This is a genomic window from Methylomonas sp. Uni0009 (assembly GCF_054188105.3).
Window position 1 is genome coordinate 96,257 of sequence record NZ_JBTAFN010000003.1, and the last position, 12,659, is coordinate 108,915.

The 12,659-nt window shown below is 53.1% G+C and carries 8 protein-coding genes; all 8 read left to right on the plus strand.

Going from position 1 to position 12,659, the window contains the following annotated elements; genetic code table 11:
• Positions 1-109 precede the first annotated feature (109 nt).
• Complete coding sequence (gene nosP / locus ACWAU0_RS23175) at positions 110-1,270, plus strand: nitric oxide-sensing protein NosP (protein ID WP_458139320.1); 1,161 nt, start codon at positions 110-112, stop codon at positions 1,268-1,270.
• Positions 1,263-2,399 carry a GGDEF domain-containing protein gene (locus tag ACWAU0_RS23180; protein ID WP_458139321.1) on the plus strand — a complete coding sequence of 379 codons (1,137 nt, stop codon included), beginning with the start codon at positions 1,263-1,265 and terminating at the stop codon, positions 2,397-2,399. Before nosP ends, ACWAU0_RS23180 begins: the two co-directional genes overlap by 8 nt.
• 305 nt (positions 2,400-2,704) lie before the next feature.
• On the plus strand, positions 2,705-3,259 hold the full coding sequence (locus ACWAU0_RS23185) for a sigma-70 family RNA polymerase sigma factor (RefSeq protein ID WP_458139322.1): 555 nt from the start codon (positions 2,705-2,707) through the stop codon (positions 3,257-3,259).
• Complete coding sequence (locus ACWAU0_RS23190; protein ID WP_523070848.1) at positions 3,256-4,311, plus strand: FecR family protein; 1,056 nt, start codon at positions 3,256-3,258, stop codon at positions 4,309-4,311. The genes ACWAU0_RS23185 and ACWAU0_RS23190 overlap by 4 nt, the downstream gene beginning before the upstream one ends.
• Positions 4,312-4,405: 94 nt before the next feature.
• Positions 4,406-6,841 (plus strand): TonB-dependent siderophore receptor, encoded by a 2,436-nt coding sequence (locus ACWAU0_RS23195; RefSeq protein WP_458139324.1) that lies wholly within the window; start codon positions 4,406-4,408, stop codon positions 6,839-6,841.
• Between the two features lie 516 nt (positions 6,842-7,357).
• A complete protein-coding gene (ppsA, locus tag ACWAU0_RS23200) occupies positions 7,358-9,751 on the plus strand; it encodes a phosphoenolpyruvate synthase (protein ID WP_458139325.1) in 2,394 nt (797 codons plus the stop codon).
• 342 nt (positions 9,752-10,093) lie between these two features.
• Complete coding sequence (locus tag ACWAU0_RS23205) at positions 10,094-11,002, plus strand: hypothetical protein (protein WP_458139326.1); 909 nt, start codon at positions 10,094-10,096, stop codon at positions 11,000-11,002.
• Between the two features lie 303 nt (positions 11,003-11,305).
• A complete protein-coding gene (waaA, locus tag ACWAU0_RS23210) occupies positions 11,306-12,565 on the plus strand; it encodes a lipid IV(A) 3-deoxy-D-manno-octulosonic acid transferase (RefSeq protein ID WP_458139327.1) in 1,260 nt (419 codons plus the stop codon).
• Positions 12,566-12,659 lie beyond the last annotated feature (94 nt).

Genomic DNA, 12,659 nt, shown 5'->3' on the forward strand with positions numbered 1-12,659 from the left:
TGATTTTTATAAGCAAATAACGACAAATCTCGATTTTTCTACAGCATGGTCTGGAGCCCGGTTGTAGAATATTTCCCTAATTCGTCAACAGTAACTGCCGAGAACGCAGATGAGTCCCCGCACGGCAATTCGCATTGCCCATTCCTGTTTAGCTGACCCCCAGCGGGCGGTCGAAGAGCTTGCTTTAGGTTTGCAGCACGCCGACACCACCTTGGTCATTTTCTTTTGTTCGAATAGTTATGACCGAACTGTGCTGGCTTCCGAAATAAGACGTCGATTTCAAGGTATCCAAGTGCTTGGCTGTACGACTTCCGGCGAAATTGGCGGTGCAGGATTACGTCAACAAAGCCTGGTAGGTGTCGGCTTTTCCGCACCGGATTTTATGGCAACCAGTGGCCTAATTCCTAATTTGCAACAGTTTCGCATCGCCGAAGGGCACGCGCTTGTCAACGAGCTTTTGTATGGCTTGCAAGATAGAGTGACGCATCTTAACGCGGAAAATTGCTTCGGTTTTTTGTTGATCGACGGCTTATCGGTCCGTGAAGAGCAGGTCACCCATGCGATACAAGACGCATTAGGCAATATCGCCATGATTGGCGGCTCGGCGGCCGACGACTTGCAGTTCCATAAAACATACGTTTATTGCGAGGGTGACTTCCATACGGACAGTGCCGTGTTGTTGCTGGTGCATACCTCGTTACCGTTCAAAATATTCAAAGCCCAGCATTTTGAGCCGACCGCGGAAAGATTGGTAGTCACTCTCGCCGATGCCAGACGCCGCGTCGTATATGAAATCAACGGCCTACCAGCCGCGCCGGAATACGCCAGACTCATTGGGGTTTCGGCAGACGCTTTAAGCCCAGCGTACTTTGCCGCGGCGCCGGTCGTGGTATCTATCGACGGAAACTATTATGTGCGGGCGATTCGTAGCGCCAACCAAGATCAAAGCCTGACTTTTTACTGCGCGATTGAGGAAGGCTTGGTATTGAGAGTGGCGCTGGGCGTCGATCCTATCGAAAGTCTGCAACAGGTTTTTGCCGAAGTTCGGGCCGAGATAGGCCAACCTCAGGTTGTTATCGCTTGCGATTGCATCCTGAGAAAGCTTGAGCTGGTACAGCGCGGGTTAACGGCGCAAGCAGAACAAATCCTGAGTGATAACAAGGTGATAGGTTTCAATACTTATGGCGAACAGTTTCGCGGCGTGCATGTGAATCAGACCTTCGCCGCGGTTGCCATCGGGGCAGTAGATAGGTGTGACGAGGATGATTGATATAGATGCACTCGATATAGAGAGCGAATTAAGGGCGGAAATCGTTCGCCTGAATAAAGTGGTGGAAGCCTTAATGAATCGAGTAGAGCATAGCGCCACTCAACACTACTCGGATTTTGATCAGTTTCAAACCACCATCATGCTGGAAAATTTGGTACGGGCGCGGACAAAGGAACTGCATGCGGCGTTGCGGGAAAACGAGAAAATTAATCGGGCCCTGCAGGAAGCCGAGGAGAAATTTCACCGGGTGCTGGATCAATCCTTGGTCGGCATCACCATGATTATCGAAGACCGCTTTCATTATGTGAATCCCAAGTTCGCGGCAATCTTCGATTACCCGGTCGATCAACTCATGACGATGGACATCATGGAACTCGTCAGCGATGCCGATGAACCTACCGTGCGCGCAGCGATGCAGAAAGCGCTGAACCAAGAGCTTGCCAAAATTAATTTTGTCGCCAACGCCGTGCGTAGGAATGGCCAAATGATCACGGTGGAGGTATCGGTGAGTCCGGCCATAGATATTGGTGGCAAGCCTGCATTGATAGCGGTCTTGGCGGATATTAGCGAGCGATTGCGCTCTGAGCGGCAAGTCCAAGCGCTACACGAGCAACTCCAATATCAGGCGATTCATGATCCGTTGACCGGACTGTATAACCGCCTGTTCCTTAACGAGAATTTGGAACGTGAATTGCTGTTGGCAGAGCGACAAGGCTACGAGGTTAGCGTGGTGATGAGCGATCTGGATCATTTTAAAATGATCAATGATTGTTATGGACACCAGGCTGGCGATGCAGTTTTGAAAGCATTTGCCGACATCCTGAAGCGTCATGCCCGCGCCAGCGATTTGGATTGCCGTTATGGCGGCGAAGAGTTTTTTCTGGTCTTGCCGGATACTTCGCGACAAACCGCTAGTGAACGCGCCGAATCGATACGTTTGGCGTTGGTTGCGCAGCCCATTGCCGTTGCCGACATCAGTATCCATGTCACCGCATCATTTGGTGTAGCCACCTACCCGGCAAACGGTCTATCCCCGGTGGCCTTGATCGGGGCGGCGGATAAAGCGCTTTATCTAGCCAAGGACGCTGGCCGCAACCAGGTCGTCGCGGCTGCCCAGCCATTGTCGTAGGTATTTTTAGCCCACTTCCCGGATAGTGCGATTCGGTTTGTTTCTGCTGCGAAGTGCTTGCCGATTGCTCGCCGCTGCTGAGGTTGACCGCCTTATATTAGATCAAGCCGCAGCGTCGCCGTGTTTACGCGCCTTGCAGCCAATAGGGGATTCGCCGCAAACTGCTGCGGCATATCACGTATTTTCTCCGCCTGTCATTCCCGGTATGCGCCGGCGAAAAAACTTAATTGCCTGATTTTTATTTGCTTGTGCGATTGGGTGCGTATCGTGCTTGTAACATCTGGACAATAACGCAGCGATGACTCATGTCCGACCAACTATTTTCCGCAAAACCTTCGGATAGCGGCGAAAAATCCGAACCAAGCGCAGAGCAAATTGCGGCATTCATCGATAAACATCGCGATGAGCTCAGTCGTTTTATCGCGCGTAAACTGGGTTCGGAAGACCTGTCCGCGGACATACTGCAAGATGCTTATTTACGGCTGAGCCGCCAGCAAACGCAGGAAACTATCGAGAATCCGCGGGCTTTCGTGTTTCGGGTTGTCGGTAATTTGGTGATCGATTACCAGCGGCTTAGCGTCAATCGGCTCAAGCAGGATGTCGACGACGACACCTACAACGCCGCTCCCGAACAGTCGCCCGGCCCCGAGCAGCGTTATCAGCAGACCCAGCGCTTGCAAGCCATTCATCAAGCCTTGGCGGAATTACCCGAAGACTGCCGTCTGGCTTTTTACTGGAACCGGGTCGAAGGCCTCAGCCATACCGAAGTCGCGGCCCGCCTGCGCATTTCGGAAAGCATGGTTGCCAAGCATCTGGCGCGGGCCATGCGGCATTGCCGGGACAGACTCAAGCAACATTGAAGCAAATTGCCGACCGCCCGGAAAATATCAGCAAGAACGGCGGCGTCATCCGTCATAATAGTTTCAATCGTCCAAACCTTATGCCGATGAGTAACGCACCCGTTTCCGAAATCACCACTTTGTCCGATCAGGCCATTGATTGGGTGATACGGCTGCGCGCCGGAAACGCCGGCGAGCAGGAGCGGCGTGCGGCCGCCGAATGGCAAAATCGCAGCCCCTCACACCGTCGCGCTTTTGCCGAGGCCGAGCAACTGTGGCTGGACATGGGCGAGGGCTGGTCGGTAACGGATCTGCCGATACCGACGCAAGCCATGGGCCGCCGATTTAAACGGCCCGTCTGGCGCGGCTTGGCAGCGGCCGCTGTTGCCTTGGCTCTGGTTTTGCCGTTTTCCGATCTTGGCGACCGCTGGTTCAGCGACTATTACACCGCTGTCGGCGAACAAAAAACCGTGACTTTGGCCGACGGCAGCCAGGTGCTGTTGAATACCGATACCGCATTGACGGTCGCCTATTCGGATACCGGCCGCAAACTGACATTGAAACACGGCCAGGCCTTGTTCAAGGTCGCCGCCGACCGTAAACGGCCGTTTGAGGTAGCCACCGATACTGTAGTGGTCAAAGCCTTAGGGACGGTCTTTGAAGTACTGCAGCAAGACCAAGCCGCCCGCATCACGGTGCAGGAACACGCGGTGGGCGTCAAAGGTCTGCACGCCCCGGATTACCCGCCCGACGCCCGCATTCAAGAAGGGCAACAAGCGGTTTACAGTTCCGCTGACGGCCTGCAAGCCGCAGTGCCGGCCGATCCGCAGCAAAACGCCGCCTGGCAACGCGGTAAACTGGTCTTTAAAAATCAAGCCCTGGCCGATGTGGTTGCGGAATTGGACCGCTATTTCCCAGGAAAGACCGTCATCAGCGATGTCAAACTGGCGGCGCTAAGGGTCAGCGGCGTTTTCCCGCTGGCGGACCGCGCCGCCACGCTGACGATGCTGCAACAAATCCTCTCGGTAAAAATCAGTCAAATCACGCCTTGGTTGACCGTGTTGCACGGCTAACGCAAAAAAATCCCGCCGCCATTACAAGATTTTTCCGGCCGTCCGTCTTAACCGGTACGCGGCAATGGTGCCGCCGCCACGTTAAGGATTACAGATGAAAAAATCACTCGATACCGGCAGCGTCCATCCCGGCCAGGCCCGTATGTTTAAACCCACGCCTATTGCCGCATTATTGCTGCTCGGCACTATCAGCCTGAACGCGATGGCCGGAGACGCTGCGCAAGCCTTCAACATCCCGGCGCAAGCCCTGGACAGCGCCCTGACCGAACTCGCCGACCAGACCAACCTGCGCCTGCTCTATCCGGCGGAACTGGTCGGCAAACTTCGCTCCAGCCCGGTGTCCGGCCAATACACCCCGGAGCAGGCCATGCAGCGGATGTTGCAGAATTCGGGCTTGACTGTGCGGAAAACGGCGGACGATACATTTACGCTGGAACCAGCCGCGAACGCCGAGCCGCGCACGGCTACGACGATGCCGGCGGTGACGGTGATGGGGAAGGCGGTTTATGATTCGACCGATCCTTACAACCCGGATTACAGTCTACCCAACACGACAACGGCGACTAAAACCGATACGCCGATCATGGAAACACCTTATTCCATCCAGGTCGTGCCGAAACAGGTTTTGGAGGATGTGCAAGCCATAAGGCCGGGTGATGCTTTGAATTACGTCAGTGGTATCTATCAAGGATCGGCGAATTCAGGTGACTGGCTGGATTGGACAAAGCGGCGTGGTTTCGATCCGTTTCCTACCGGCGATTATCGCGACGGTGGCGCGTTTCCGCTCGCCAGTGCCTGGGGTGGGCGGGATTTGGCCAACATCGAGCAAGTCGAAGTGCTAAAAGGACCCGCTTCTTTATTGTACGGTCAGGCTACGCCGGGTGGTGTCGTCAATTATGTGACCAAGAAGCCGCTGGCAACGCCGTACTATTCCTTGCAACAACAATTCGGTTCTTACGATTATTACCGAACCACATTGGATGCGACCGGACCGATTACCCAGGACAAGACCCTGCTATACCGTTTCAATTTGGCATACAAAGATGCCAATTCATTTCGCGATACGGTGAGTAGCGACCGCATCTTTATCGCTCCGACCGTAACTTGGAATATCAGTCCGCGCACTAGAATGAATTTCGAATTGGAATATGACCACGGACATATGGTATTTGATCGTGGCGTTCCGGCGATTGGCTCGCGTCCTGCCAATGTGCCACGCAGCCGCTTCCTTGGGGAAGCCGACCCGCAAAGCGAGTTCGAACGAATTTTGGTGGGCGTCAACTGGTCGCATGCCTTCAACGACGATTGGGCATTGAGTCACCGCTTTACTGCGGTTTATAACGGTATAGATCAGGTTGCGAGTTTTCCGAGTTTGAATGCCGACAATGTTAGTTTGAACCGGTCATTTGAACTAGCAAAATCAGGTCTTGAAGATGACGCTTCGTTCTTTAATACTGTAAATTTAACCGGACATATTGATACATGGGGTTTGCAACATACGTTATTACTCGGTGGAGATTACTTCCGGCAATCAACAAAGTATGTAATTACACCTTTTTCTTCCCCAATCAATATCTTCAATCCGGTCTATCTGGAGCGTGAGGGGATCGATAATTTAGCTTTGGGCGCAACAAGTTTCACCTCCAGTTCTGATAGAGATTGGTTCGGTTTGTACATACAGGACCAAATCAAACTGCCCTATCATGTGCATATATTAGCGGGGATGCGCTACGACAGCTCTGAACAAATATCGCGAAACTCTAGGAGATTGACTCCAAACGTAAGTCCTCAACAAGATAAAGTCACGCCGCGCGGCGGGCTCGTTTGGCAGCCGATTCCTGAGCTCAGCCTCTACGGCAGCTACTCGGAGAATTTCACCGGCATTAACGGTACCGGACTCGGTGGTGTTTTGTTAGCACCCGAAACAGCGCAACAGTGGGAGTTCGGTTTGAAAACGGAATTCTTCGACAAACGATTTTTAGCGACCATGGCTTGGTTCGATCTAACCAAGCAAAATGCCAGAGTGGCTGATCCAAGAGATACCCGTTTTTCCGCCGCAGTCGGCGAAGCCAATGTTGCAGGGCTGGAGGTAGATTTGAAGGGCGAAATTCTGGCGGGCTGGAATATGATAGGCAGCTACGCCTACACGCCGGATGCCGTCACCACAATCGGTAGTGACGCTGAAATCGGCAAGCGGTTTCCCGGCGTTCCTCGACACGGCGGTAGTTTGTTTACCACCTATGAGTTGCAGTCCGGCCTCATGCAGGGATTGAAATTCGGTGGCGGGGTGATAATCCGCAGTTCTCAACACACCGAATCGACCAATAACGATGTCGTATTGCCCGGCTACGCGACCGTTAATTTGCTGACCAGTTATTCCTGGAAAGTGGGAGCGAGCAAATTAACCACGCAATTAAACGTCAATAATTTGTTGAATAAAGAATATTACCCCGCAGCGGCGTTTAGTCGAAACAGTATCGAAGTGGGCGCGCCCAGGACGCTTATGGGCTCGGTGCGGATTGAGTATTGACCCGCGTAAGGCGGAAGCCGGCAGGCGTGCTCGTTCCCACGCGCAGCGCTTCTTTCTGGTTCCCAACCTCTAGGTTGGGAACCTCGGCCTTGGAAGCTCCAGCTTTCTAACTCTACAGGAAGCAAGAGCTTCCAAGTGTTTGGTTCCCAAGCGGGAGCTTGGGAACCAGGGAGGACTGTTCTCCTTCCCACGCGCTGCGTGGGAATTCCAGACTTCGCCGCGCTGCGGCACTAAATTACCATGTCCGCACGATTGGGTTTTAGTCCCTGAGCGCAAAGGATCGGCTTCCGGCCCGATGGTTTAAAACCCGTTTCAAACCCAGCCCGAAACCCTAGTCCTTAAGTTAACGGCATTGGGAGTGAATCCAGACCTTAACAATTAACCCGCCTTAAAATCTGCCAAAACCTTGCGTACCGGGATTTCATCCGCCCCAGGCGACAGCTCCAAACCCTTGCCGATTACCGCCAACGGCGTATGCTTATCAGGACAAGCATAACAACAGCCAAGGAGCGCAACATGTCCACGCACAATCAATACATCCGCTGGTTTGCAGAACTTACCATCCACGATATTCCGCTGGTCGGCGGTAAAAATGCCTCGCTCGGCGAGATGTATCGCGAGCTGGCCACCGAGGGGGTGATGGTCCCCAATGGTTTTGCGATTACCGCCGAAGCTTACCGTTATATGCTGGATCAGGCCGACGCTTGGCCGCGTTTGCACGCCTTACTCGACGACGTCGATGCCGACGATGTTGCCGATTTGGCACGCCGTGCGCAACAGGCGCGCGATTTGGTGTATGCGGCGCCGTTGCCGGCCGATTTGCAGCAGCAAATTCTGGATGCTTTTGGGCAATTACAACGGCAATATCAAGACGATTTAACCGTCGCGGTGCGTAGCTCCGCGACTGCAGAAGATTTGCCTACTGCCAGTTTTGCCGGCCAGCAGGATACTTATCTGAATATTCGCGGCGGCCAAGCCTTGCTGGATGCCTGCAAACGGTGTTTTGCCAGCTTGTTTACCGACCGGGCGATTCATTACCGGCTCGATCAAGGCTTCGATCATTTCAAAATCGGTTTGTCGATAGGCGTGATGAAAATGGTGCGTTCCGATTTGGCGGCCAGCGGTGTGATGTTTTCCCTGGATACCGAGTCGGGCTTTAGCGATGTCGTGTTTATCACCGGTGCTTACGGTCTGGGTGAAAACGTGGTACAGGGCGCGGTCGATCCGGACGAATTTTACGTGCATAAACCCACTTTCGCCCAAGGTTATCGAGCGGTATTGCGGCGTACGCTGGGAGCAAAAAAAATCAAGATGATCTATAGCGACGGCCGCACCCGCGAACCGATTCGCAACGTCGCCACCTCAAATCAGGAGCGCCGGCAATTTTGTATCGACGATGCGGAAGTGCTGCAATTGGCCGATTACGCGCTGAAAATCGAACGCCATTATGGCCGACCTATGGACATGGAATGGGCTAAGGATGGGTTGGACGGTAAGTTGTATATCGTGCAGGCCCGCCCGGAAACCGTGGCCTCACAAAAGCGGGGTAACGTGTTAGAACAATACCAGCTCAAACAGGCAGGCGAAGCCATCGTCAAAGGCCATGCCGTGGGCAGCAAGATTGCAGTTGGGCAGGCGCGGGTGATAGACAACGTCGCCAAACTCGGTAGTTTCAAACCGGGCGAAGTGCTGGTGGCCGATATGACCACGCCGGATTGGGAGCCGGTGATGAAAACCGCCGCCGCCATCGTCACCAATCGCGGTGGGCGCACTTGTCATGCCGCTATCATTGCCCGCGAATTGGGCGTGCCGGCGGTGATCGGTTGTGAGAACGCGACGGCCGCGATAGCGAGCGGCAGCGTGGTGACGGTGTCGTGCGCGGAAGGCGATGTCGGCAAAGTCTATGCCGGCCGGCTGGATTTTGACGTGACGCAGACGGATTTGTCGCAACTGCAACGGCCAAAAACCAAGATCATGCTCAATCTGGGCAATCCGGAGTTGGCGTTTAAACTCAGTTTTCTGCCCAACGACGGCGTCGGTCTGGCGCGGATGGAGTTCATCATCACCGAATATATCAAGGCCCATCCGATGGCTTTGATTCACCCGGAAAAGGTCGCGGATGCCGGCGAACTGGAGCAACTTAAGCAGTTGACCGAAGGCTATGCCCAACCGGAAGAGTTCTTTATTCAACGTCTGGCGGAAGGTGTCGGTACGATCGGCGCGGCGTTTTATCCGAAGCCGGTGGTGGTGCGGATGTCGGATTTCAAAACCAACGAATACGCCACCTTGCTGGGCGGACGTTGGTTCGAGCGCGACGAAGCCAATCCGATGATTGGTTTTCGCGGCGCCTCGCGCTATGTGCACCCGGCTTATGCCGAGGGGTTTGCGCTGGAATGCGCGGCCATGAAGCGGGTGCGCGAGCAAATGGGCCTGAAAAATGTGGTGTTGATGATCCCATTCTGTCGGCGCATAGACGAGGCCGAGAGAGTATTGGCTTACATGGCGGAGCTGGGTTTAAGGCGTGGCGATGACGGCCTGGAAATTTACGTGATGTGCGAAATACCGAATAACGTCATCTTGATCGATGAATTCGCTAAATTATTCGATGGTTTTTCGATCGGTTCCAACGACTTGACCCAATTGACCTTGGGTGTGGATCGGGATTCCGAAATCGTTGCCAACGACTTCGACGAGCGAGATGCCGGCGTGAAGACGATGATTCGCCTGGCCGTGGAAGGTGCTCGCCGCAACGGCAGGCATTCAGGTCTTTGCGGTCAAGCGCCGTCCGATTACCCGGAAATGGCCGAATATTTAGTCGAAATCGGCATTGATTCGATGAGCTTGAATCCGGATACGGTGTTGCAGACTACCCAGCGTCTGCTGGATTTGGAACGTAGGTTGAGACGATAGCTACGCTGGGCGTTTGATGGCTCTGTGACTTGCCGCTGATGTTTTCAATACAATGTTACACCTAACTCTGTGTTGCTCTCGAACTTTGGTCGGAAACGGTTGCTCGAGTAAGGGGAAAATCTAAATTATGTTATTTCACCTGTTTTTTGTGAGCTAAATCACGGAATTTGATTAGGGGCTGAGAATAAGTAAATTCTAATTGTTTGTAATTAATACGTTTTATAGGTGGCATAAGGATTGCGTTAGGGAGGCAGGTGCCTGTCAGTGATGGCTTACAAGATTGTTAAGTCCTGGACTCAAGGTGCTTTCTCCCCAAAACTTAAGATTTAAGGTAAAAAACGTATGATCAAAACAAAATTGGCTAAAGCTGTTTCGATGGCGGTCGCGGGTGTTGCGCTTTCAGCGGGTGCATCTACCGCATCGGCGCACGTCATGTACAACACCTTCACGACAACGGCGGCCAGTGCAACCGATGGTTGGAATTACACTTATGACGGTCCTGATGTCGATACCATTGCGACCGGCCCTGAAAGCGGTGGCTATCAAGGTACCCAAGTGCCTTGGCTTGGTACAGCAGGCGGTGCGTTGCCGTTTGGATATACCGGTCGCGCGCATTTGAACTGGGCTGCGGCGATTCACGGACCAGGAACCTTGGAGGTGTCTGCCGCCGACGCACTGGCTGATTATGGCGTGGCAGCGGAAATTGATACGGGCGCCGGTGCTTGGAAAGATAATGGCCTGGGTAACGACGGTTTACCCACTGCAACAGGTCCAACCGGTTGGAAACACCAAATTGACATGGGTTTGATTAAATCCGACATCTCTACTGTACTGAGGCTGAACCTGACCTCGCTGGGCACCATTAACGGTAATTTTGGCGTTACCGTGTTTAAAGGTATGGATACTACCAACTCGGTAGCTTATAGCCACCACGGTAGTTGGAATAACACCGGCAAGCCGGAAAATACCAGCAACCCTTTCTACAATACGGGCGTTGGTTCCGGTATGGAGTACCTGACTCATGACGCTACCGTAGATGCCGTGAATTATCTTGAGTTTTTCGCAGAGGCAGGCCAAGTTTATACCATTGCGCTGGGTGGTAACGGCGTCGGCAGATGGAATGCAAACGTCTCCGGCTATGAATTGTCCATCGCCGCAGTACCGGTCCCTGGCGCCGTTTGGTTATTCGGCAGTGCGATGGCCGGTATGATCGGTTTTGGCGGTCGCCGTAAAGCTGCTGTCGCGGCGTAAGGATGAAAGCATGCTGCAAGTCTGACGGTTTGTAGCGCAAGGAAATGTGGTTTTAGGAATAATCAGGAAGATTCGCCAGGGATGGCGTCTTTGTTACGGGGCTGCTAAGGATGTGGTCGACCGTTCCTCCCAATAGATTCGTCGCTACCTTGTACCGAGTTCTAATCATAAGTTAGCAGTTAAATTTTAGATTTACCCTTTGATATACTCCCTGGTATTTTTGAGGGTGTGCTAATGTCCAATGACGCAACGCTAGCTTTAAAACGCTTTGTTTCGCAGCTGGCTTACAGGTTTTAAAAGCCGATGCGTCGTCTCTATACATTGGTTTTCGGTTTAATTTTACCCGCCGTTTTGTTTAGGCTTTACTGGCGCGGCATCAAAGCGCCGGCCTACCGGCAGCGTTGGCGCGAACGCTTAGGCATCTATTCCACCCCATCAAAGCGCGATGTCATTTGGTTGCACGCGGTTTCGGTGGGCGAAGCGGAAGCGGCTTTTCCATTGCTTAAGCTATTGCAGGCTGAATATCCGGAAATACCGGTGTTGGTCACCACCACCACGCCGACAGGGTCGGCGCGTGTTCAAGCTGTACTGGCTGACCAAGTCGAACACGTCTATCTGCCTTACGATTTACCTTTTATAGTCGCGCGCTTTCTTAAGCATTTTCGGCCAAGGCTGGCGGTGATCATGGAAAAGGAGATCTGGCCGAATTTGTTTGCCGCCTGTGCGATGCAGGCGATTCCACTATTTGTGATTAACGCGCGATTGTCCGAGCGATCTGCGCGTTCTTATCAAAAAATCCCGCGGTTGGTTAAACCGGCTTTAGCTTGCGTGCACACGATTGCAGCGCAAACCGAGGAAGATCGCTCGCGGTTTATCGAGATTGGCGCCGAATCGACGCAAGTACAGGTGCTAGGGAATATCAAGTTTGATGTGACCATAGATGCGGCCACGGTTGCGGCTGGGCAGGCTTTGAAACAACAATTGTTTGCCCGGCGCTGGGTTTGGATTGTCGCCAGCACTCATCAGGGCGAAGAAGAGATATTTCTGGTGCTTTACCCGCTCCTTAAAGCATCGATACCCGAATTGCTATTGTTGATAGTGCCGCGTCATCCTGAGCGCTTTCAAGCAGTTAAAAGGCTCTGCGAACAGCAGGGTTTGGTGGTGGCGATGCGTAGCGAGCAAAAGCAGCATCACGAGCAAACCGATGTTTATATCGCGGACAGCATGGGCGAGTTAAAAATGTTGTACGCCGCTGCCGATCTGGCTTTTGTCGGCGGTAGTCTGGTGCCGGTCGGTGGTCACAACGTATTGGAACCGGCTGCCATTGGCGTACCCGTGTTATTTGGCCCGGAAATGTTTAATTTTCAGGAAATTGCTGAGCGCATTTTAGCCTTGGAGGGAGCGATACAGTGTCGTGATAGCCAAAGCCTAAGCGATGCAGTGTTGCGTCTCTATCGTGATGTGGCGTTTAGAAATAGGTTGATCGATAACGGCAGGTTGTTTGTAGAAAATAACCAAGGCGCGACAAAGCGGGTGGTGGGTTTGTTGGCGCAGTGCCTGTAGTTTTACGTATGGGTTAGGGTGGTTAGCGGGCAACTCGTTGAGGTTTTCCGTTATAATTCGCCCGTTTTTTAATTTGTAAAAGGTGTGAAGCGCA

Excerpts from the sequence above, each read along its gene's own strand:
- nosP (WP_458139320.1), top strand. The coding sequence starts at position 110 with ATGAGTCCCCGCACGGCAATTCGCATTGCCCATTCCTGTTTAGCTGAC.
- ACWAU0_RS23180 (WP_458139321.1), top strand. The coding sequence starts at position 1,263 with ATGATTGATATAGATGCACTCGATATAGAGAGCGAATTAAGGGCGGAA.
- ACWAU0_RS23185 (WP_458139322.1), top strand. The coding sequence starts at position 2,705 with ATGTCCGACCAACTATTTTCCGCAAAACCTTCGGATAGCGGCGAAAAA.
- ACWAU0_RS23195 (WP_458139324.1), top strand. The coding sequence starts at position 4,406 with ATGAAAAAATCACTCGATACCGGCAGCGTCCATCCCGGCCAGGCCCGT.
- ppsA (WP_458139325.1), top strand. The coding sequence starts at position 7,358 with ATGTCCACGCACAATCAATACATCCGCTGGTTTGCAGAACTTACCATC.
- ACWAU0_RS23205 (WP_458139326.1), top strand. The coding sequence starts at position 10,094 with ATGATCAAAACAAAATTGGCTAAAGCTGTTTCGATGGCGGTCGCGGGT.
- waaA (WP_458139327.1), top strand. The coding sequence starts at position 11,306 with ATGCGTCGTCTCTATACATTGGTTTTCGGTTTAATTTTACCCGCCGTT.